Below are 20219 nucleotides of genomic sequence, written 5' to 3'. Positions count from 1 at the left end.
CGACTTTTCGGACGTTCAGCTAAAGTTTCGATGGCCGGACTGATCTTGTTCGCAGCTGGCATCGGTCGGGACAGTAAGGACTACATCATGAGGTCAGTTTTGGGTCGCCGTCTGACGGCTGTCGCCGGTGGCGCCGCAGTCACCGCGATGGTCGTGCTCACCGCGTCGTGTGCCAAGGAAGAGGAAAAGGCACCCGAGACCAGCACCACGACCACCACCACGACGACGACGCCCCCGGCGCCCTCGCCGACGGAGAAGGCGCCGCGTCTGAATCCCACCGGGCCCAACCCGTTCTCGCCGTCGGTGCTGGCGCCTCCCGCGCCCACCGCTCCTCCCGGCGACAACTAGCGCCGGGTCGGGCCGGCGGGGGTGGGCTTCCTCGCGTCGGCAGGACTGCAGGCGTTGTGTCCACCCACGAGAACCACAGCGGCGGTGACTCGAGGCTCGCAGACAAATGAATTCGATGCGTCGCTCTCAGGCGTTCGGCTAAGGTTTCGATGGCCGGACTGATCTTGTTCGCAGCTGGCATTGGTCGGGACAGTAAGGACTACATCATGAGGTCAGTTTTGGGTCGCCGTCTGACGGCTGTCGCCGGTGGTGCCGCGGTCACCGCGATGGTGGTGCTTACCGCGTCGTGTGCCAAGGAAGAGGAGAAGGCACCCGAGACCACCACCACGACCACAACAACGACGACGACGGCGCCGCCCGTAAGCCCCACGGAGAACGCCCCGCGCCTGGATCCCTCGGGGCCCAATCCGTTCTCGCCGACGGTGACCGCGCCTCCTGCGCCCAACGTGGGTCCCGGCCGTAACTAGAGGCGAGGTCAGCCGGCGCGCACGTACGCTGGCTCTGTGAAGGCACGGCATATCGGCGTGTTGGCGCTGGTCGCCGCGAGCGTCGTGCTGCTCGTGTCCGACCTGCGCACATCTTCGCGACCTGCCGCGGAGGGCAGCGATGCGATCGCCGGACCGTACTCATACCTGCTCGGCAGCTCGACCGATCTGGGACCGTCGCACAACGACGACACACAACTCACCGTCGCCCTGCACGAGGCGACGCGCCCTGCCGGCGTGTACGAATGGGCGCAACGTCAAGGGTTGTCGGTGCGGTGGAAGACGGGTCAGACCTGGGCCGTCGTGGAGGGCGCCGCGGATCGCGTGGCCAACGCGTTCGACGTCGAGGTTCACGACTACCGCGGTCAGCGCGGACAGGTGTTCTATGCCTCGCCCCAACAGCCGGCGATTCCCGACGCGCTCAGCCCGGAGGTCTCCGAACTGGGCCGGATCCTCGGCTACCTGCCCCACCACATGTCGCGGACTCCGATGCTGCCGCTGGATGTGCCCGACAAGGGCCTGATGCCCGACGCGCTGCTGAACACCTACAACGCCTCGGGGCTGGCCGCCGACGGCTTCACGGGTAAGGGCAGCACCATCGTGTTCTTCGCCTTCGACGGCTTCGATCAATCCGACCTCGACACCTTCGCGTCCAAATACGTTCTGCCGCAGTTCACTCCGGAGGTGGTCGGAGGAGAACTCGAGGAGCCGCGCGGCGAGACAACGATGGACCTCGAGGTGGCCCACGCCGTCGCACCGGATGCCCGCAAGGTTGTGTACAGCGCCCAGTCGACGGTCAGCGGCGACGGAACGTTCGAGAAGATCGGCGAGATGTTCCTCGACGCCGACCGGCGGTATCCCGGTGCGGTCTGGAGCTTTTCGATCGGATGGGGTTGCGACAAGCTGATCACGGCGGCCGATCTCGCGCCCGCGCGCGACGCGCTGGCGACGGCGCAGTCACACGGCACGTCGGCGTTCAACGCGAGCGGAGACCTCGCCGGGCTGGAGTGCAAGGGCGGTGACGACTGGTCCTCTCCGCCTGGCGACGCCGATATCGGGCTGGATTCGCTTGCATCACTGCCGGAGATGACCGATGTCGGCGGGACGACGCTGTCGACCGAGAGTAACGGCAGGTGGCTCGCCGAGCAGGCCTGGTTCGACGTACCGCTGTCGGTGGGTAGCGGCGGCGGGGTGTCGAACCTGTTCGAACGTCCGGACTGGCAGCGGGGGGTGATGCGCGACAGCGACCGTGACCGCAGGCTGACCCCCGATGTCGCGGCCGTCGCCGACCCGTTCACGGGCGTGCGCATCGTGTTCAAGGGGACCGAGCTCGTCGGCGGCGGCACATCGCAGTCGGCGCCGATCTGGGCGGGGCTCGCCGCGGTGATGAATCAGTATCTGCTTGAAAACGGCGGCCGGCTGATCGGCGACTTCAACCCGCAGCTCTACCGGATCGCCGCGGGCGCACCGTTTCCGGCGTTCCGGGACGTGACGCTCGGCGGCAACGCGGTCGCCGACGCCGGGCCCGGGTATGACCTCGTCACCGGCCTCGGCACACCCGACGTCGACAACCTCGTGCGCAACCTGCTCATCCTCCAAGAGGCGAACCAGTGACGACCCCAGACGATTCCGTGCCGACCACGGAGTGCCGCATCTGCAAGACCGACGTCCCGGCGGGCGAGTACTGCGGATTGTGCGGATGTCATCTGGAACCGCGGCGCGGAGAAGGCCCGGACTGGTTACGCATGCGCGACTACGGGGCGGCCCCGAACGAGCACCTGCTGCAGCTGTCGTTGGCCAGCTCACTGTTTCCCCATCTGGCGCAGAGATCACGGACCGCGTTCCGGCTCGGCCTTGCCATCCTGCTGGTGGCCCTTGTCGCGTTCACGCTGCTGCGTCTGCCTGCCGCGCTGATCACCGTCGCCGCCCTTGGCCTGCCGATCCTGTATCTCATCTATCTCCGGGAGTCGGATGCCTTCCGCGACTTCCCTTTTCGGACTCTGCTGCTCACCGTGGGACTGGGTATCGCGCTCGGCGTGGGCTGGGTGACGCTGACGGGCGCGATGGTCGCCCATTCGTACGGTGTCGGTATCGGCACCGCCATCGTGGGGATGCGGATGGTGCGCGTCGGCATCCTCATTCCGCTCGGTGGCGTGATTCTGATGCTGATGCCCGCCGCGATCGTCCGAGTGCTACGGCCGCCGTCACGAGAAGCGTTGGACGGCTTCATGATCGGCGTGCTGGGCGCACTCACCTTCACCGCTGCGGCGACGCTGACGCGGTTGTCTCCGCAGTTCGGTACCGGTGTGGTCAGCAAGCGCCCGATGGCGAGCCTGCTCGTCGAGGCGGGTATCAGGGGCGTCGCGGTGCCGCTGATTGCGGCGGCCGCAGGTGGATTGATCGGTGCCGCACTGTGGTTCACCCGGCCGGAAAGCAAGAAGAGCCAGCACCCCGGCATGGTTCGGCTGGTACTCGTCGGGCTCGCGGCGGCGATCCTTGCCGTCTTCCTGAGCCTGGGACTGATCGACATTGCACGCTTCCCGCAGGTGCTCATGCTCGCGCTGTATCTGGTGTTGGCACTGGTGGCCCTGCTCCTGTTGAGGGTCGGTCTGCACCTCGCACTGCTGCACGAGGCCCATGACGAGATCCAGTCGGATGAGCCACTGCTGTGCACGCATTGCGGTCACGTGGTTCCCGACATGGCGTTCTGTCCCGCATGCGGGGTGGCGACGAGGGCGTCATCACGCTCGTCGCGCCAATCGCGACGCGACGCCCGTCCGGTGCGGGGAGCGGCAGGGGCGGAGGAACCATGACCGCGCCGACGACGTTCTTTCCCGGGTACGCGGTTCGTGGCGATTCCTATCAGGCCGCGGCGCCCCGCCGCACCTCGCGCACCCGGCTGGTGCTGACGTGGGTCGCCGCCATCGCCGTGGTGGCCGGCGCGCTGGTCGGGCTGTCGTCGTTGATCAGCAAGCCGCCCGCGCGCTACATGTGTCCGCCGCAGTGCGGCAGTCCGCCCACCGGCACGCCGGTCGCGATCAATCCGGTGTTCACGGCCGCAGACGGCTCGTTCTCGGTGTCGCATCCCGCGGAGAGTTCGGCCTATCGCATCACCACCAAGCCCAACGGGGTGACCGCTGACTTCCTCGCCGGTGACGGCGGCACGATGCAGTTCTTCAGTGAGTCCGCGGCCAACCGCTCGGCCGATGCGATCGCGAAGGAACTGGTGAAGAAGACCTTTCCCGACACCCGTACTGCGTACGAGATCCCCAATGCGATGGTCGGCTACCAATCCGGTTACGGCGAGGTCGCCGACTGCTGGCCGCAGGGCGCCAACGCCAACTACATGAGGATGCGCGTGCTGATCATGGTCGCCATCAAGAACGATGTGGCGCTCGTGGCGGCCGCGGTCGGGCCCTACCACGAGTTCGGACCCGACTTCGGGTTCGGCAAGCCGTCGGGCGCGAACACTCAAATCGCTTTGGATATGGGCAAATACGTCAACAGCTTCAGCTGGCGGGGCGACCCGCCGCGTTAGTGACCCGAAACCGTGGACCGATGTGACGAGGCGGTCCCGGCCTGCGGCGCGGCGGCGCTGAACATGAACTGCCACGCCGCCAGCAGCACGACGACCCCGAGGACCAGCGTGGTGGCCAGGTGCGCGACGAGCGATCTGGCGGTCGTGGCGTTCATGACTGACCGCGGGTGAACGGAGCGCCCGGGGACGCGGCGGTCGATGTGCGTGGTGATCATTCGTCGGCTCCGGGCACTCCTCCGGCGGCCCTAGGCAGCCTCATCGAGTGCGTACCCCCTTGCCCTTGCGACATCCGCAAGCAGACCGCGCAGGCGATGCCGCGCACGGTGTACGCGTGTCATCACCGTCCCGGCCGGTGCACCGGTGATTTCGGCGATCTCGTTGATGCGCAGACCCTCGACGTCGGCGTAATACAGCGCGGTGCGCAATTTCTCGGGAAGCCGGCGCATCGCCGTCTGGATGTCGTCGTCGCCGATCAGGTCGAGCACCTCGTCCTCGGCCGATCGCAGACCGCCCGAGGAGTGTCTGGCCTCGGCCACCAGCTGTCCGTCGGTGAACTCGTCGGTCAGCCACTGGGCCGGGCGCCGTTGTTGTCTGCGGTACGAGCTGATGTGGCTGTTCAGCAGAATCCTGTACAGCCAGCCGCCAAGATTGGTGCCGTCCCGGAACCCGTGGAAGCCGGCGAACGCTTTCGCCGCCGTCTCCTGCAGCAGGTCTTCGGCATCGGCGTGATCGTGGGTCAGCTTCAGCGCGTGGCGGTAGAACTCGTGGATCAGTGGAATAGCGTCCCGCTCGAAGCGGGCGGTGAGCAACGCATCGTTTTCAGGCACGGATGCGACTTTTCCGTTTCCGCGATGCAGTGTCTGCATGGCTGGCATCCATCTGAGGTCGCGAAACCCGCACCCCGACTACCGGCTAACCCCCATAGCCCCGACGATGCGCCGTCGGGCAGGCGTCAGTGAGCGGACGTCTTCACCTTCGCCGCGGCCTGCTCGGGCATCGCCTCATATCGCGCGAAGGTCCGGGTGAACGACCCGGCGCCGTGGGCCAGGGACCGGAGATCGATCGCGTAGCGGGTCAACTCGACCTCGGGTATCTCGGCCTTGACGACGGTGCGGTCGTCGCCGACCCTGTCGGTGCCCACCACGCGCCCGCGCCGCCCGGCCAGGTCGCTCATCACCGCGCCGACGAAATCGTCGGGTACCACGACCGAGACCTCGTCGACCGGTTCGAGCAGGTTCACCTTGGTCGCCGACGCCGCCTCGCGCAGCGCGAGCCCACCTGCCATCTGGAACGCGAAGTCCGAGGAGTCGACGCTGTGCGCCTTGCCGTCGAACAGCGTCACCCGGATGTCCACAACGGGGTAGCCGGCGCCGACTCCCTTCTCCATCTGGGCGCGGACGCCCTTCTCGACGCTGGGGATGAAGTTTCGCGGGACGGCGCCGCCGACGACCTTGTCGACGAACTCGAATCCGGAGCCTTCCGGCAGCGGTTCGACCTCGATGTCACACACCGCGAACTGACCGTGGCCGCCGGACTGTTTCACGTGTCGCCCATGGCCTTTGGCCTTGCCGCCGAAGGTTTCTCGAAGCGGCACCCGTAGCTCGACTGAGTCGACGGCGACACCGTACCTGCGGGACAGCGCGTCGAGAACAACGCCGGCGTGGGCCTCGCCCATGGTCCACAGGACGATCTGATGCGTCTCGGGGTTCTGCTCGATGCGCAGCGTCGGATCCTCGGCGGCGAGCCGCTGCAGTCCGACCGCGAGCTTGTCCTCATCCGTCTTGGCGTGCGGCTGGACGGCCATCGGCAGCAGCGGTTCCGGCATCGTCCACGGCTTGAGCACCAGGGGATCGGACTTCGCGGACAGGGTGTCGCCGGTCTCGGCGCGGGACAGCCGTCCGATGGCACAGATGTCGCCCGCGACCACCGACGGCGCCGGGCGCTGTTGCTTGCCGAGCGGGAACGAGAGGGTGCCGATGCGCTCGTCTTCGTCATGGTCGGCGTGGCCTGCCATGGAACCCGCGTCGGCGTGGCCCGCTGCACCGTTGGATCCCGGCGATCCGAAGAACGACGAGAAGTGGCCGGAGACATGCACTGTCGCGTCGGGGGAGATGGTTCCGGAGAACACCCGCACCAGACTGACACGGCCCACGTACGGATCCGAGGTGGTCTTGACGACCTCGGCGAGCAGCGGTCCCGACGGATCGCACGGCAGGCTGTTGCGGGACTTGCCCTGCTGCGTGAACACCTCGGGGAGCTGGTGCTCGGGAGGGGACGGGAAGCCGGCGGTGATGATCTCGAGCAGCTCGATCGTGCCGACGCCCGTGGTGCTGCACACGGGGATCACCGGGAAGAACGACCCGCGCGCGACCGCCTGCTCGAGATCGTCGATCAGCACCGACTGGTCGATCTCCTCGCCGCCGAGGTACCGCTCCATCAGTGTCTCGTCCTCGGACTCCTCGATGATTCCCTCGATCAGGCTGCCGCGCATCAGCTCGATCGCCTCGCCGTAGGAGGCGTCGTCGGGCTCGTGGGATGCGGTGCGCTTGCCGTTGGCGTATTCGAAGTGGGTTTGCGAGAGCAGTCCGATGAGCCCGGTGCAGGGCGAGTCGGCGGGCAGATACAGCGGCAGCACCTTGTCGCCGAATGCGTGCTGGGCCGCGGTCAGTGCGTTCTCGTAGTTCGCGCGGGCGTGGTCGAGTTTCGTGACGAGGACGGCGCGGGGCATGCCGACCTGACTGCATTCCAGCCACAGCGACCTGGTCGGCTGGTCGATCTCCTCGTTGGCCGCGATGACGAACAGCGCGCAGTCGGCGGCGCGGAGCCCGGCCCGGAGTTCACCGACGAAATCGGCGTAACCGGGTGTGTCGATCAGATTGACCTTGACCCCGTCGTGTCGCAGCGATGCGAGTGCGAGACCGACGGACCGCTGTTGGGAGACCTCGGCTTCGTCGCAGTCGCAGACGGTGGTTCCGTCGACGATCGAGCCGGGTCTGTTGAGTACTCCGGCGGCGACAAGCAGTGCCTCGACGAGTGTGGTCTTGCCGCCACCCGAAGGTCCTACCAGGACCACATTGCGGATGGCGGCCGGACTGTCCGCGGTGGGGGCTCCGGCCGCCGAGGTTGTCGTCTTATCAGCCATGACGCTTCCCTCTCCCGGGAAGCTACTCTGCTTCCCATCGGGTCTGCTGATCCACAATTCTCTACAACCGGCACCGAGCACAAGAGAGTCGGCCAACTCGCAGAGCGCGTGGTGTTCACGCCTGCCATGCCGACCATCGGTCGACGGTGACCGTCACGACGGGCCCGTCCAGCGCAAGTCGTTGGTACTGAACGTATTTGCGCCGCAGCAGGGCATAGCCGTTCGCCATTTCGTCACCGCTGTAGTGGATGTCGGCCGTGCCGTCGGCCCGCACCCACCACAGCTGGTCCCAGTCGTCGTCATAGTGGTCGACGAGCATGCTCACCCGTGGGTTGGCTTCGATGTTGGTCAGCCGTCGCAGCCGTCGGGTGGTCTTACGTTTGGCGTCGACGGCGGTGTACACGACAGGCGGGTCGCGGTCCGTGTTCACCGCGAACACGACGGGCACCACGTGTGGCGCGCCACCGGATCCCACCGTGGCGAGTGTCGCGACGGGCGATTGTGCGAACAAGGCCGCGGAGTCGAGGTCGGCCACCGGTCCAGAGTATTCCGATTGCCCGAGGTTTGGGATCACGTTGATTCGTGGGTGCCGCACCCCAGCTGACCCCCGCGTCCTGCGCGCCGGGAAAACGCATTTGAGCTTGCGGCACCCCGCGGGTGGCCGATAGTTGTATGCGTGAGTCCCAGCACCGCGGAGGATGCCCAGGCGCGCAGCCCGGGCCGCCCGCGCAGCGAGCAGTCGCGCGTCGCGGTGCTGCGCGCCACCTCGGAGCTGTTGGGGGAGGTCGGAGTGCGGGCGATGACCACCGAGGAGATCTCCAACCGCAGCGGCGCCAGCAAGGCGACCATCTACAAGTGGTGGCCCAACAAATATGCCGTGGCCGTCGAGGCCTTCCTGACCGAGATGATGGCCGACTCACCCGATCCGGATACCGGCTCCGCACACCAGGACTTCCGACTGGTCATCCGGGGACTCGCGCACTTCTACACCGGTGGCAACGGCCGGGTCTTCGCCCAGCTGGTCGGGGAGGCACAGTCCGATCCGCTGGTGAAGGCGGAGCTTCACACGCATCTGGTCGAGCCTCGGCGCGCACTGATGAGAACGATCTGGGACCGCGGCGTGGCGCGGGGAGAGCTGAGACCTGACGTCGACCCGGACGCCGCGCTCGACCAGCTGATCGGACCCATGCTCTACCGCCTCCTGCTCGGGCATGCGCCGCTGGACGACGCGGCCGCCGACGCGCTGGTGGATGGCGCGATGTGCGGCTTCGCGGTCTGACTCGGTGTGACGTAGAGCACTGCCTTCCGGTGGACTGATTCGTGCGGCCGCGCACGTTGTATCTAATGAAACTGAACGTTCAGTTTCGAAACCAAGCGAGGAGGATGCAATGAAGAGTCGTTTCATTGCGACACTTGCCATGGCGGGAGCCGCGGGAGCCATCGTGCTCGCCCCGGTCGCCGCTGCGGCGCCCACTGGAACCACCGAGACCACCAACACCGGTGGCGCGACCGTCGTCGAATCGCCGGGCAACGCCCAGGTGACTGCGCTGCCGGGCAGTGCCGCAGTACAGGCAGGCCAGCTGCAGTACCCGTTCTTCGGATACGGGGTTCCGGGAATCGTGTTTCACCACGGCGGTCACGATCGCTGATCGTCGACGAGCCATCAGGCGGGAGGCGACAGTCTCCCGCCTGATCCGTCTCTCAGCGCTGTCCGGGCCGCTGCGGTGCGACGCTGATGGGTGACCGCGTGACCGGTGTGCGCGTGACCCCGATTTCGGGCGGCTTGGTGCCTCTCGGCGGCGGACTCTGCGGGCGAGCCGTCTCTGCCGGCCGGGGATCGATGGGCTGCGCCGACGTCTCGGGCGGCGGCGGCGGCGGTGGCGGCGTACGGCTGGTCGCGACTTCGGTCGACACCGACGTCGTCGGCGTGGTCGGGGCGACCGGCGTGCTCTCGTCCTCGGGGACGTCGGGACTGCGGAACAGCAACAAAACCGCGGACACCACGAGCGCCGCGGCGGCGGCAACCACGGCGATCCACACAATCAGCGTCTGCTTGCGGCGATACCACGGCGGCGGATCGGGTTCGAAATACCAGGTGTCCGCGTCGAACGCGTCGAAGGCGCCATTGCGGGCGGGCATGGGCACGACATCCGGCGCGTCCGGTTCTACAGGGACATCGGCCGGATCGTCGGTCACGAAGTCGAAGTCCCCCGCGGCTTCGCGTTCCCCCACACACCGATGTTAATCCCTGTTCCGGCACATATGCGCGACGCCGCCACGGTAGGGTCGGCTGCCGCAGATGCAATCGTTTAACGCCGCGACGCAGTGCCGTCACCATCGCGCCACTGCGCCGTTTCCTGCCCATCGGAAGGTTCGGCAATGAAGTCCTCACGCCTTACGGCGGCCGCGGCCGCATCGGTCCTTCTGTTCACCGGTCTGATCGGCTGTGCGCCGCCCGAAAAGAAAGGCCCCGAAGAGCAGACGGAGTCCGGTGTGAACGCCCGCGAGGCCACCTCGGCCGAGGACTTCGGCGGCATGGACGGTCTCGTCGAGGCGGCCAAGAAGGAGGGCGAGCTGAATGTCATTGCCCTGCCGCCGGATTGGGCCAACTACGGGGCCATCATCAAGGCGTTCGAGGACAAGTACGGCGTCAAGGTGAACTCGGCGCAGCCCGACGCCGCAAGCCAGGACGAGATCAACGCCGCCAACCAGCAACGGGGCCGGGGCACCGCGCCCGACGTATTCGACCTCGGCCAATCGGTTGCGCTCGCCAACACGTCGACCTTCGCGCCCTACAAGGTGTCTGTATGGGACGACATTCCCGCGGCATACAAGGACGCCGACGGCGCCTGGGTCAATGACTACGGCGGCTACATGTCGATCGGCTTCGACTCGGCCAAGGTCCCACCCGTCACATCGGTCAACGACCTCCTCAAGCCCGAGTACAACGGCAAGGTCGCGCTCAACGGCGATCCGACACAGGCCGGCGCGGCGTTCTCCGGCGTGCTGATGGTCGCGCTCTCCCAGGGCGGGTCCGCCGACGACATCGCGCCTGGTGTGGAGTTCTTCCGCAAGCTCAAGGCGGCGGGTAACTTCCTGCCGGTCGACCCGACGCCGGCCACCATCGAGTCCGGGCAGACGCCCGTCGTCATCGACTGGAACTACCTCAACGGGACGGAAACCAAGAAGCTGCCGTCGTGGCAGGTGGTGGTTCCGCCGGAGCACGCCGTCGCCGGCTACTACTACCAGGCGATCAACAAGGACGCGCCGCATCCGGCCGCCGCGCGGCTGTGGCAGGAGTTCCTGTTCAGCGACGAAGGGCAGAACCTGTACGCGGTCGGCGGTGTCCGCCCGGTGCGTGCCGACAACATGATGGCGGACGGCACCCTCGACAAGACGGTCGCGGCCGCGATCCCGGTGATCGACGGCCCGGTCACCGTGCCGAGCCCGGACCAGACCGACAGGGCCACCGCCTATCTCGCGGACAACTGGGCCAAAGCGATCGGCTGACATTGGTTGGCCGACTGCCGGGCGGAACCCTTCGACGAGTCACAGAAGCCCTGCCGCTGCTGCCGTTCCTCGCTGTCGTGACGGTGTTTCTCGTCGTCCCGACTGTCACGGTGATCGTCAACGCATTCATCGTCGACGGTGCGTTCTCGCTGGGCCGTATCGCTGCGCTCTTCTCGTCCACCGCGCTCTCGGCGCTGGGATCGAGCGTATTGCTTTCGGCGAGTACGGCGATCATCGGCGCGGTCCTCGGCGCGGTGCTGGCGTGGCTGATCGTGAGCAGCCCGCCCACGTCCGTCATCCGCCGCGCCGTGATCTCGCTGTGCAGCGTGCTGGCCCAGTTCGGCGGCGTCGCATTGGCATTCGCGTTCCTGGCGACCATCGGGCTCAACGGTGTGCTGACATTGTGGGTTCAGCAGGCTTTCGGCTGGAACCTGGCAGGCTCGGGATGGCTCTACAGCCTGACCGGACTCATCCTGGTGTACACATACTTTCAGATTCCGCTGATGGTGATCGTGTTCGTGCCCGCGCTCGAAGGTCTGCGCGCGCAGTGGCGTGAGGCGGCGATCAGCCTCGGCGCTTCGCGGTGGCAGTACTTCCGCGAAGTGGCGGTGCCCTTGCTGACCCCCGCATTCCTCGGCTCGACATTGTTGTTGTTCGCCAACGCTTTCGCGGCCTACGCGACAGCGGCCGCACTGGTGAGCCAGGGCAGCCCGATCGTTCCGCTGCTGATCCGCTCGGCGTTGACCAGTGAGGTCGTCCTCGGTCAGTCCGGGTTCGCCTACGCGCTCGCGCTCGAGATGATCGTCGTCGTCGCGGTGGTGATGGTGGCCTACAACCTTCTGGTCCGTCGCACCGCGCGGTGGCTGCGATGAAACATGTGCTGCGCGCGGCCCTCTGGGTGATCTTCGGGCTGTTCTTTCTCTTCCCGCTGTACGCGATGGCCGACTTCTCGACCCGCAACCTCATCGCCGGCGGCCGCACCTGGCAGGCGTGGGCGAACCTCGTCACCGATGACGCGCTGTATCAGGCGATCGTGATCTCGCTGCTGCTCGCGGTGTTCACGGTCGTCGCGATGCTCGTGATCCTGGTGCCGACGATGATCTGGGTCCGGCTGCGTGCGCCGTGGGCCAAGGGTGTGGTGGAGTTCCTGTGTCTGCTGCCGTTGACGATCCCCGCCCTGGTGATCGTCGTCGGGTTGCGCAACGTATACCTCTGGGTGGCTTACTTTCTCGGCGAATCCGCATTGACACTGACGTTCGTCTATGTGGTGCTGGTGCTGCCGTTCGCCTATCGGGCACTGGACGCTGCGCTGTCGTCGATCGATCTGCAGACCCTCACCGAAGCGGCGCGGTCGCTGGGCGCCGGCTGGACGACGACGATACTGCGGATCGTGGTGCCCAACATCTGGTCGGGAATTCTGTCCGCTGCGTTCATCTCGATCGCCGTCGTGCTCGGCGAGTACACCATCGCATCGCTGTCCGGATACGACACGTTGCAGGTGCAGATCGTGGCGATCGGAAAGACGGACGGCCCCACATCGGTGGCCGCCTCGCTGGCGGTGTTGTTGTTCGGCTTCGTTCTGCTGCTCGCGCTGTCACTGGTGACGCGCGGGCGCAGGCGCGTCCAAGGAGTGACTGCATGAACGCGAATAGAGCAGGCACCGCCGTCGACCTGACCGGCCTGACGCGGGTCTACGGAGAGGTCAAGGCCCTCGACGGGCTCACCCTTCACATCGAAGCGGGGGAACTCGTTGCGCTGCTTGGACCGTCGGGCTGCGGGAAGACCACCGCCCTGCGCATCCTCGCGGGCCTCGACGATGCCACGTCGGGAACCGTGTCCGTGGGCGGGCGCGATGTCAGCCGCGTACCTGCCAACAAACGCGATATGGGCATGGTGTTTCAGGCCTACAGCCTCTTCCCGCATCTGACCGTGCTCGACAATGTCGCATTCGGTCTCAAGATGCGCGGTAAAGACAAGCGTGAGCGGACTTCTCGGGCCGCCGACATGCTCGAACTGGTGGGGTTGGCGGCCCATAAGGAGAAGTACGCGAACGAGCTGTCAGGTGGGCAGCAGCAGCGGGTCGCGCTGGCTCGCGCGCTGGCTATCCAACCGCGCGTGCTGCTGCTCGACGAGCCGCTCTCGGCGCTGGACGCCAAGGTACGCGCACAGTTGCGCGACGAGATCCGCCGCGTTCAACTCGAACTCGGCATCACCACCTTATTCGTCACCCACGATCAAGAGGAGGCGCTTGCCGTCGCCGACCGGGTCGGCGTGATGAGCCAGGGCAGGCTCGAACAACTGGCGGCGCCCGCCGACCTTTACGCCAATCCGCAGACGCCGTTCGTCGCGGAGTTCGTCGGCCTGAACAACAAAGTGCCCGTACAGGTCTCGGATGGGCAGGCTCACCTGCTCGGCACCGCGGTCGCGACATTACCGGGCTCGATCACATCGGGTCCGGGGCTGGCGATGGTGCGCCCTGAGGCAGTCACCGTCACCGCAGAGCCCGCGGGCACGGCGACGGTCAGCTCCGTGGCATTCCTGGGGCCGATCTCGCGGGTCTACATCGCGATGCCGGATGGCTCGGTGATCAACGCGCAGATCTCCGGCTCGAGGGCACGGGCGTTGGCGCCGGGCGATCGGGTCACCGTCGGTGTGGACCAGGGCGAGGTGCTCGTCGTCGCCGCCTGAGCCCTCAGACGTCCTTGACGGGTTCAATGCCGAGATCGCGGTAGGTGACCAGCGCGGCGAACGCGACATTGCGCTTCGCGAAGCGCTTGGCCGCCACATCGCCGCGGTCCACCATCGGGATCACGCCTGCGACGACGGCGCCCGCGGCGACGACGCGCTCCAACGCGATCTCGGTCGAACCGCCGGTGCTGATCACGTCGTCGACGAGCAGCACCCGGGTACCGGGTTCCAGCCGGGTCCCTTCGATCCACTGCTCACGACCGCGTGACTTCTGTTCCTTGCGTACCGAGAACCAGGCCTTACCGGTGACCATCGCGACACCGATGGAAATCGAGTCGGCGCCCATGGTGAGCCCGCCGACCGCATCGAACTCGATGCCGTTGCGCGCTGCCAAGTCGGCGATGGCGCGGCTGACGATCGTGAGGCGTTCCCCGGTGTCGATGGCGTACTTGCCGTCGATGTAGTCGTGGCTGAGCTGGCCGCTGGCCAACTTGAACGGTTCGGCGCGATGCTCGTAGCCGCGGGTGCGGATCAGCTCGAACGCTGCTTGCCAGGTCTCCGGGCGATCGTTCGCGTCTGCCATACGGCGATCGTATTTCAGCCCTTCTTGGCGCGGCGCGTCAGCTCGACGGTCGCCGAACGCAATTGGTCGTACGAGTCGATCGGCGCGGCGTACCCGACCCGGGTATAGGCGATGCCGCGGTCGGTCTCCACGCGCAGATCCAGACCGTAGCGATCCGCACCGGTGCAGGTCGCCGCCGTCGTGTCCGGATAGCCGCCGAGCGCCTTGGCCATCGCGGTCAGCGCGTCGGCGTGATCGGCGTTCAGATGCGCTATCGCGCCCGCCGCCTTCGGCTGAACCGGATCGGGCGTGGCCGCTGAGTACTCCTCGCCGGTGGTGGACTCCATGCGCCCGTAGCCGCCGACCCAGCGCACCCGGTGCACGCGCAGCACCCACAGCGTGAAGTCGCTGTAGTCGATGTAGTACTTGGCTGCCGCGACGGCGTTCAGATGCGCGTCCCGGGCCGCGCTCAGTTCGTCGCCGACGGGTGTCTGGACCACCCCGGCGAGCGTGACGCGACCACTGGCGAGTGGATCGGACTCGGCGGTCGGGGCGACGATCGCGATGCTGGCCCTCGGGTCGCCAGCGAGATTGCGGCCGTGCTCGGCGAGGTTGGAAACACACAGCACCGGTGCGCCGTCGAGCAATCCGTACGTCACATACGACGCCCACGGATCGCCGTGTTCGGTCAGCGTCGCCAGTGTGCCGGTGTTCGTCGATCCCGCGATGGTGCGGGCTTCCTCCGCAGCGGACGGGCGGGTGGAATCAGCCACCGTTGTGAGTGGGGGAGGGACCGAGGGGGCATCGCCCGGGTCCCCGTGATCGCGGGACGGCACGGTCGAACGATACGTTACGACGGTTCGTCTCTCTGCAGGTCGGCGGTGATATCGGCGACCGCGGCATCGATACGTTCCCTGTCGAGTTCGATCGACTCGGTGGCGGCGGCCGTCGCGTTGTGCAAGGCCTCGTTGAGTCGCTGCTCCACCGTCGGCGCGCCGAGTCGCAGCAGGCCGTCGGCGATGAACGTCCCCGTCAGGTGGTGGTGACCGTTCAGGGTCACCTCGACCGTCTCGGCGTCATCGGTGGCCACGAACGTCTGGCTGTTCATCTTGTGCAGCTGCTCGTCCATCAGCGACTGCAGTCGCGCGGCCTGCGCCAGGACAGCGGCGACCTCCGGATGCATCTCGTCGGTCACGGTGTTTCCCTGCCACCGGTGCCGTCAGGGCCTTCGCTGCCATCTCTGAAGTCCTGGACCTCCTTGCGGCGGCGATTGCCGACGACCCCTTCGGTCCACGCGCGGTCCTCGGTGTAGAGGTCTTCGTCGGGAGCCGTGCGCGGGTCGCGGCGCTTCTCCTTGCCCTGCATCCCGCCCTGCCCGCCGTGCATGGGTGCCATACCGCCCATTCCACCGCCCGCCACGCCCGGCGTCGCCGTCGCGGCTGCGTGGCCGGTGGCGACCGGCATCGGTGGGCCGGGGGCAACCGTCTCGGCCGTCACCGCCGGCGACAGCGGTGTGTCCGATCCACCGCCGCGGGCGCCGCCCCCGCCGCCGCCGCTTCCCGACGATGCCGCGGGTCGCAGGCTCGGATCGGTGGGGAGCTTCGGCGTCCCCGTCGACGGTTCACCGCCGGGCGCCGCACCCTCGCCTCCGCCGGAAGCGCCGCCGCCCGAGGGCGATTCACCACCTGACGGTGATCCACCGCCTGCGCCGCCGTCTTGCTGGCCCGCCGCGGTATCCGACTGCGGCGTTCCCAAAGACTGAGCCATCTTCTGTGCCATCGCCGCCGGATCGCCGGTGGGCGCAGCGCCCCCGCCACCGCCACTCGTGGTCGTCGACCCGTGCGAACCATCGGACGGTGGGTCGGCCGGGCGGACGGGCGAGAACGTTGCGCCGCTCGCATAGTCCTGGCGCACCTCGTCGGACTGCGCCTGAAGCTCCTCCATCCGCTGGCGGATCTTCTCCATCTCCATCTGGACCCGGACGCCGCCGTGGGGCCCGGTGAGGCCGGCGAGCTGCATCATTCGCGCTTCGAGCTCGATGTACTCGTTGGCGATGGGGTCGTGCGCGCTCTTCGCCTTGTCATGTGCCGCAATGATTTTCGACGCGGCCTCGGCCAGGTCGTACCACGCATCGGATAGCTGGGTCAGCCAGCTGCCGAAGGTGGTCATGCGTGCGTAGGCGGCGTCGGCGGCCTCGCCCTCCCAACTGCCGGGCGGCGGCTTCGGCCTGTTGTTCTCGACGCGCTTGGACGCCACCCCCCACTGCAACATCGCGGTCTTCAGCGACGTGCCGGTGTCAGGTGCACTCAGCTCGGTCTGGGTCTGGTTCACGTTGCTGTAACCACCCGCGCCGAGGAGGCGCGGAGCGCCTGCGGGACCGGGGATCTCGGGCGGCTGCGTCGGCGGATCGGGAATGGTGATGGCCTCGACCGCCGCGGCGCGTTCGGGATTCTCGATCGCCTTGCCGTACTGGTCGTCGACCTTCTGGTAGGCCGCCGCCGCGATGTCGAGCATCTCGGCGATGCGCAGGTTCTCGACTGCGGCCCACTGCTCGAATGCCTTCAGCGACTGTGCGTTGTCGTTGAGGTTGGCGATCGCGTCGTTCGTCGAGGGCAGCGCATCCGGCGGCGTCACCGCGTCCTCGGCGGGGTTGTGCCAGTTCTGGCCCTTCATCTCGGCGGCTTGGGTCCTAAGCGCACCAGGCTCTACCCGCTGTACATCGCCTGCCATCGCCTCAGCCCTCCAGCGCCATCTGATAGCGGCTTTCCTCGCGGGGGTTGATCAGCCGGATCGGCAACTGGCGATGTCGGGGCGTGTCGATGAAGTTGTCGCGCAACACCACTCGCCCGACACCGGCGTGCGGACCAAGGTATGTGGTGGCGTTCGGCCAGGCAATCTTCGCCTCCGGCCCGATATGGCCGTTGACGGCGCCGGCGAACTCCGCGAACTGCGGTAAGAGTGTGACCACCGCGCCCGCGGCGGCCGACCGCACGACGAACTGGGTGAACAACCGTGCGTCGCCGAGGTTGATGCTCGCGTCGGTGTCATCGAACGGCATGTACACCGGATAGCGGTCCGCGGTCTCGCCGACAAGAACCCCGGCGGATCCGACAGGCAGTTCGTAGTGACGGTCGTTGACGGGACTGATGCCGAGCAATGCAGCCCGCTGACCGCCGAACAGACAGGAAAACCCGCGTGGCGTCGAAGGATTCGCGAGCGTAGTCAGCAGCACCGTTGTGGTGGGAGCCTCGCCAGGCCGGATACGGACGCGGGTGATCGTGTGATCGGCGCGCGCCGACCACCACACGTCGGGACCGCCGGGTGCGCTGTACGCGGCGGTGAACGTGCTGCGTCCCTTGATCGACGACCACGTCTCACGCTCGAAACTGATTTCGGTCGCACGGTCGAGATCATCGAAACTGCGGATCGGTCTGGCATCAATACCGTTGCTCGCCAGCTGATCTGCGACGCGCGTGACAGACGCGACGATGTACCGCGCCAGTCCCGCCACGCCGGACTCGCGCCGCTGTGAGGACTTGCGGGTGTGTTCGGGATCGGCTCTCACCACGATCCACGTGCGCCGGTTGGCCGGTGCGGGGTACGGGCCGACCACCTGCTCGTAGAGTGCGACCAGGCTGGCGGGCGCTGTCCTGCCCGTTCGGTAGCCCGCCGACACGACGTCGGCTTCGAGGTCCGGACAGTGCGCCGCCACGAGTCGCTCGACGAGCCGGGTGTCGATGACGTCGTCGGTGAACGCCTCGCCGTTGACGATCACCGTCGGTGTGAACGGCCGCGGGACCAGCTCGATCGCCGACACCAGGTAGCCGTCCTGCCAGCGGACGGCGACGTGATCGCCGGGCATGACGGTGGCGCCGACAGCGGGTTCGGACGGCCGGGCGGGAATATTGCGGTGGCGCCGCCGCCAGGCGAACACCGCTGCGACCCAGCCGGTGATCCGTCGGCCGCGAACCGTCAATACCGCTGCGAGCGCGATGATCACCGCCAGGGTGATACCCAGCCAGAGCAGGTCGAGCTTGGTGAACACCAGGATGCTCACCGGAATCAGCACGGCCGCCCAGATGGCATGGCCGGTGGTGAAGCGCAGCCCGAACAGGGACGTGATCTTGTTCATCGGCGCCTCAACGCGCGCCGAGCAAGGGCGCCGAGTCCGAGGGCCACCGCAAGGGCGACGCCGGTGATGACGACGGCCGTGATGGGTCCTCGATCCGGCGGCGGAATGTACACCGGCGGCGGAACTTCCTTGACCTGGAAGGGAACTCGCTCCGGCCCGTCGGGCACATCCCACGTCAACGCGGCCACCGGATCGATCACGCCGGCGCCGACGTAGTTGTCGACGCCTCCACCGGGATGCCTTGCGGTGGCGGTGATCCGGTTGATGATCTGAGCGGGTGTCAGCAGGGGGAAACGTTGTCTCAGCAACACCGCGAGCCCGGACACGTAGGCGGCCGCGAACGAGGTGCCGCTGATCGGGATCGGACCGTCCTGACCCTGCAGCGCGTTGACCGGCCGTCCGTCGTAGCCGAGCGCGACGAGATTCTCCGCGGGTGCCGCGGCCCCGACCCACGGTCCGGACATCGAGAAGGTGCTCGGCTGACCGTTCTGGGCGACGCCACCGACGGTGAGCACCAGCGGCGCGTACCACGCTGGACTCGCGATCGTCTGTACCTGTTTCCAGCCGCGCGGATCCGAAGGTATCGCGGGATCGGGCGGTGGGTTCTGGCTGCAATCCTGGCCCGTGTTGCCCGCGGCGACGATGACGACCGCTCCCTTGACGTTGACCGCGTAGTTGATCGCGGCGCCGAGGCCCGATTCGTCGATCGGCCTGGTCACCTTGTAGCAGGCGGCCTCGCTGATGTTGATGACCTGCGCGCCCAGATTCGCCGCATGTACGACCGCCCGCGCGAGGCTGCGCAGCGAACCCGCCGTCTGCGTCGAGTTCGGATCGTTGGGATCGGTGCGTGCGCCGACCGGCTGGAAGGCTTCCGAGGTCTGCCGCAACGACAGGATCCGCGCCTCGGGCGCGACCCCGACGAATCCGTCCGTCGGCGCAGGTCGGCCCGCGATGATCGACGCGGTCAGCGTTCCGTGAGAGTCGCAGTCGGACAGGCCATTACCGCCTTGATCGACGAAATCTCCGCCGGGTTCCGCGGGCACTCTCGGCGAGGCGTTGACCCCGGTGTCGATGACGGCGACGGTGATCCCGGCGCCCGTCGCGAACTTCTGCGCGTCACTGATCCGTAGGTAGTCGTTCGCCCACGGCTTGTCGGCGAAATTCGCGTTCGGGAAAGCCGTCGGGGCCGAGCAGACCCGGCGCTGTTCGGTCGGCTGATCGGGTCCGGTGTCGTCCGGCGGCATCGCCGCCGGGTCGATCGTGGGCGGCTCGATAGCCGCTGCCGGTGCAGCGCTGAACAATGCCAGCAACAGCACCGCCAGCAGCACGCCAAGGCGCTGCACTCCCTACGCACCTCCCCCGATGCGCATCCGGGCGGGATTGTGCTGACGTGCCCACAGCAAACTCTTGACCATCCCCCGGATAACGCAAATTGTCACGTCAAGCCGATTACCAGACTGCACGCAGCCAATCTTAGGGTGCCGCCGAGGGGGTCAGGTCCGCAAATCTTGATGTCCGGGCCTGGGCCAGGTCGAGCCAGGCTTTACGCGTCGAGGTCCTGCTGAACCAGTCCGGCCACGGACGCCAGCACGTCCGCGTCGTCGCAGGCGACGGTGACCTGTGCGCCGTTACCCGCGCCCAGCGTCATGATCATCAGCGCCGAACCCGCGTCGACGGGCTCACCGCCGTCCAGCGAGAGGGTGACGGGCACTCCGGCCTTCACCACCTCCTCGGCGATGATGGCCGCAGGGCGGGCGTGCAGACCTATGGCCGAACCGACGATGACGGTCTTGGCGGGCATGGGGTGATCTCCT

At 67.3% G+C, this 20219-nt stretch carries 23 protein-coding genes; 11 read left to right on the top strand and 12 right to left on the bottom strand.

What is annotated here, in order from left to right; all coding sequences use genetic code 11:
* Positions 1-87 precede the first annotated feature (87 nt).
* From AB4Z42_RS13485 to AB4Z42_RS13465, 5 genes are all read left to right on the top strand, one after another.
* Positions 88-348: a hypothetical protein gene (locus AB4Z42_RS13485; RefSeq protein ID WP_442009692.1), complete on the top strand. Its 261-nt coding sequence runs from the start codon at positions 88-90 to the stop codon at positions 346-348.
* A 206-nt stretch (positions 349-554) separates the two neighbouring features.
* On the top strand, positions 555-815 hold the full coding sequence (locus AB4Z42_RS13480; protein WP_442009691.1) for a hypothetical protein: 261 nt from the start codon (positions 555-557) through the stop codon (positions 813-815).
* A 36-nt stretch (positions 816-851) separates the two neighbouring features.
* Complete coding sequence (locus AB4Z42_RS13475) at positions 852-2447, top strand: S53 family peptidase (RefSeq protein WP_442009690.1); 1596 nt, start codon at positions 852-854, stop codon at positions 2445-2447.
* A complete protein-coding gene (locus AB4Z42_RS13470) occupies positions 2444-3646 on the top strand; it encodes a zinc ribbon domain-containing protein (RefSeq protein WP_442009689.1) in 1203 nt (400 codons plus the stop codon). Before AB4Z42_RS13475 ends, AB4Z42_RS13470 begins: the two co-directional genes overlap by 4 nt.
* A complete protein-coding gene (locus AB4Z42_RS13465) occupies positions 3643-4371 on the top strand; it encodes a hypothetical protein (protein ID WP_442009688.1) in 729 nt (242 codons plus the stop codon). The genes AB4Z42_RS13470 and AB4Z42_RS13465 overlap by 4 nt, the downstream gene beginning before the upstream one ends.
* Here AB4Z42_RS13465 and AB4Z42_RS13460 read toward each other — a convergent pair.
* The 4 genes from AB4Z42_RS13460 to AB4Z42_RS13445 all read right to left on the bottom strand — a co-directional run bounded on the left by AB4Z42_RS13460 (position 4368) and on the right by AB4Z42_RS13445 (position 8048).
* On the bottom strand, positions 4368-4526 hold the full coding sequence (locus tag AB4Z42_RS13460; RefSeq protein ID WP_442009687.1) for a hypothetical protein: 159 nt from the start codon (positions 4524-4526) through the stop codon (positions 4368-4370). The genes AB4Z42_RS13465 and AB4Z42_RS13460 overlap by 4 nt on opposite strands.
* Positions 4527-4616: 90 nt before the next feature.
* Positions 4617-5246 carry a sigma-70 family RNA polymerase sigma factor gene (locus AB4Z42_RS13455; RefSeq protein WP_442009686.1) on the bottom strand — a complete coding sequence of 210 codons (630 nt, stop codon included), beginning with the start codon at positions 5244-5246 and terminating at the stop codon, positions 4617-4619.
* A gap of 77 nt (positions 5247-5323) precedes the next feature.
* The gene (locus AB4Z42_RS13450) at positions 5324-7513 is read right to left on the bottom strand and encodes an elongation factor G-like protein EF-G2 (protein WP_442009685.1); all 2190 of its coding nucleotides are present in this window, start codon (positions 7511-7513) and stop codon (positions 5324-5326) included.
* Between the two features lie 115 nt (positions 7514-7628).
* Positions 7629-8048 carry a TIGR03668 family PPOX class F420-dependent oxidoreductase gene (locus AB4Z42_RS13445; RefSeq protein WP_442009684.1) on the bottom strand — a complete coding sequence of 140 codons (420 nt, stop codon included), beginning with the start codon at positions 8046-8048 and terminating at the stop codon, positions 7629-7631.
* Positions 8049-8189: 141 nt separating this feature from the next.
* On the opposite strand from AB4Z42_RS13445, the gene AB4Z42_RS13440 reads away from it, so the two are divergent.
* Both AB4Z42_RS13440 and AB4Z42_RS13435 read left to right on the top strand, forming a co-directional pair.
* Positions 8190-8792: a TetR/AcrR family transcriptional regulator gene (locus tag AB4Z42_RS13440; RefSeq protein WP_442009683.1), complete on the top strand. Its 603-nt coding sequence runs from the start codon at positions 8190-8192 to the stop codon at positions 8790-8792.
* A 109-nt stretch (positions 8793-8901) separates the two neighbouring features.
* Positions 8902-9162: a hypothetical protein gene (locus tag AB4Z42_RS13435; protein ID WP_442009682.1), complete on the top strand. Its 261-nt coding sequence runs from the start codon at positions 8902-8904 to the stop codon at positions 9160-9162.
* Between the two features lie 52 nt (positions 9163-9214).
* On the opposite strand, the gene AB4Z42_RS13430 is transcribed toward AB4Z42_RS13435, so the two are convergent.
* Positions 9215-9745: a hypothetical protein gene (locus tag AB4Z42_RS13430; protein ID WP_442009681.1), complete on the bottom strand. Its 531-nt coding sequence runs from the start codon at positions 9743-9745 to the stop codon at positions 9215-9217.
* Between the two features lie 147 nt (positions 9746-9892).
* On the opposite strand from AB4Z42_RS13430, the gene AB4Z42_RS13425 reads away from it, so the two are divergent.
* The 4 genes from AB4Z42_RS13425 to AB4Z42_RS13410 are packed head-to-tail and all read left to right on the top strand — an operon-like array spanning position 9893 to position 13711.
* Positions 9893-11023 carry an ABC transporter substrate-binding protein gene (locus tag AB4Z42_RS13425; RefSeq protein ID WP_442009680.1) on the top strand — a complete coding sequence of 377 codons (1131 nt, stop codon included), beginning with the start codon at positions 9893-9895 and terminating at the stop codon, positions 11021-11023.
* A gap of 14 nt (positions 11024-11037) precedes the next feature.
* Positions 11038-11895 carry an ABC transporter permease gene (locus tag AB4Z42_RS13420; RefSeq protein ID WP_442010035.1) on the top strand — a complete coding sequence of 286 codons (858 nt, stop codon included), beginning with the start codon at positions 11038-11040 and terminating at the stop codon, positions 11893-11895.
* On the top strand, positions 11892-12665 hold the full coding sequence (locus tag AB4Z42_RS13415; protein WP_442009679.1) for an ABC transporter permease: 774 nt from the start codon (positions 11892-11894) through the stop codon (positions 12663-12665). Before AB4Z42_RS13420 ends, AB4Z42_RS13415 begins: the two co-directional genes overlap by 4 nt.
* On the top strand, positions 12662-13711 hold the full coding sequence (locus AB4Z42_RS13410; RefSeq protein ID WP_442009678.1) for an ABC transporter ATP-binding protein: 1050 nt from the start codon (positions 12662-12664) through the stop codon (positions 13709-13711). Before AB4Z42_RS13415 ends, AB4Z42_RS13410 begins: the two co-directional genes overlap by 4 nt.
* A 4-nt stretch (positions 13712-13715) precedes the next feature.
* On the opposite strand, the gene AB4Z42_RS13405 is transcribed toward AB4Z42_RS13410, so the two are convergent.
* The 7 genes from AB4Z42_RS13405 to AB4Z42_RS13375 all read right to left on the bottom strand — a co-directional run bounded on the left by AB4Z42_RS13405 (position 13716) and on the right by AB4Z42_RS13375 (position 20206).
* Positions 13716-14294, bottom strand: a complete 579-nt coding sequence (locus tag AB4Z42_RS13405; RefSeq protein ID WP_442009677.1) for an orotate phosphoribosyltransferase — start codon at positions 14292-14294, stop codon at positions 13716-13718.
* Between the two features lie 14 nt (positions 14295-14308).
* Positions 14309-15109 (bottom strand): HugZ family pyridoxamine 5'-phosphate oxidase, encoded by an 801-nt coding sequence (locus AB4Z42_RS13400; protein WP_442009676.1) that lies wholly within the window; start codon positions 15107-15109, stop codon positions 14309-14311.
* A 14-nt stretch (positions 15110-15123) separates the two neighbouring features.
* A complete protein-coding gene (locus tag AB4Z42_RS13395; protein ID WP_442009675.1) occupies positions 15124-15468 on the bottom strand; it encodes a YbaB/EbfC family nucleoid-associated protein in 345 nt (114 codons plus the stop codon).
* Positions 15465-17003, bottom strand: coding sequence for a PPE domain-containing protein (locus tag AB4Z42_RS13390; protein ID WP_442009674.1), 1539 nt, complete (start codon positions 17001-17003; stop codon positions 15465-15467). Before AB4Z42_RS13390 ends, AB4Z42_RS13395 begins: the two co-directional genes overlap by 4 nt.
* Positions 17004-17007: 4 nt before the next feature.
* Positions 17008-18405, bottom strand: a complete 1398-nt coding sequence (eccE, locus tag AB4Z42_RS13385; RefSeq protein ID WP_442009673.1) for a type VII secretion protein EccE — start codon at positions 18403-18405, stop codon at positions 17008-17010.
* Positions 18402-19748 (bottom strand): type VII secretion-associated serine protease mycosin, encoded by a 1347-nt coding sequence (gene mycP / locus AB4Z42_RS13380; RefSeq protein ID WP_442009672.1) that lies wholly within the window; start codon positions 19746-19748, stop codon positions 18402-18404. Before mycP ends, eccE begins: the two co-directional genes overlap by 4 nt.
* A gap of 200 nt (positions 19749-19948) precedes the next feature.
* Positions 19949-20206 (bottom strand): HPr family phosphocarrier protein, encoded by a 258-nt coding sequence (locus AB4Z42_RS13375; RefSeq protein ID WP_442009671.1) that lies wholly within the window; start codon positions 20204-20206, stop codon positions 19949-19951.
* Positions 20207-20219 lie beyond the last annotated feature (13 nt).

The sequence above is a fragment of the Mycobacterium sp. 2YAF39 genome, assembly GCF_052114565.1.
Lineage (GTDB): Bacteria > Actinomycetota > Actinomycetes > Mycobacteriales > Mycobacteriaceae > Mycobacterium.
Note: the sequence above shows the minus strand (reverse complement) of the source record. Positions and strands in the feature narration are given on the sequence as shown.

Bases quoted from the DNA above. Each gene is read 5' to 3' on its own strand.
- AB4Z42_RS13465 (WP_442009688.1), top strand. From the start codon at position 3,643: ATGACCGCGCCGACGACGTTCTTTCCCGGGTACGCGGTTCGTGGCGAT.
- AB4Z42_RS13455 (WP_442009686.1), bottom strand. From the start codon at position 5,246: ATGCCAGCCATGCAGACACTGCATCGCGGAAACGGAAAAGTCGCATCC.
- AB4Z42_RS13460 (WP_442009687.1), bottom strand. From the start codon at position 4,526: ATGAACGCCACGACCGCCAGATCGCTCGTCGCGCACCTGGCCACCACG.
- AB4Z42_RS13390 (WP_442009674.1), bottom strand. From the start codon at position 17,003: ATGGCAGGCGATGTACAGCGGGTAGAGCCTGGTGCGCTTAGGACCCAA.
- eccE (WP_442009673.1), bottom strand. From the start codon at position 18,405: ATGAACAAGATCACGTCCCTGTTCGGGCTGCGCTTCACCACCGGCCAT.
- AB4Z42_RS13415 (WP_442009679.1), top strand. From the start codon at position 11,892: ATGAAACATGTGCTGCGCGCGGCCCTCTGGGTGATCTTCGGGCTGTTC.
- AB4Z42_RS13375 (WP_442009671.1), bottom strand. From the start codon at position 20,206: ATGCCCGCCAAGACCGTCATCGTCGGTTCGGCCATAGGTCTGCACGCC.
- AB4Z42_RS13425 (WP_442009680.1), top strand. From the start codon at position 9,893: ATGAAGTCCTCACGCCTTACGGCGGCCGCGGCCGCATCGGTCCTTCTG.
- AB4Z42_RS13435 (WP_442009682.1), top strand. From the start codon at position 8,902: ATGAAGAGTCGTTTCATTGCGACACTTGCCATGGCGGGAGCCGCGGGA.
- AB4Z42_RS13480 (WP_442009691.1), top strand. From the start codon at position 555: ATGAGGTCAGTTTTGGGTCGCCGTCTGACGGCTGTCGCCGGTGGTGCC.
- AB4Z42_RS13410 (WP_442009678.1), top strand. From the start codon at position 12,662: ATGAACGCGAATAGAGCAGGCACCGCCGTCGACCTGACCGGCCTGACG.
- AB4Z42_RS13405 (WP_442009677.1), bottom strand. From the start codon at position 14,294: ATGGCAGACGCGAACGATCGCCCGGAGACCTGGCAAGCAGCGTTCGAG.
- AB4Z42_RS13485 (WP_442009692.1), top strand. From the start codon at position 88: ATGAGGTCAGTTTTGGGTCGCCGTCTGACGGCTGTCGCCGGTGGCGCC.
- AB4Z42_RS13450 (WP_442009685.1), bottom strand. From the start codon at position 7,513: ATGGCTGATAAGACGACAACCTCGGCGGCCGGAGCCCCCACCGCGGAC.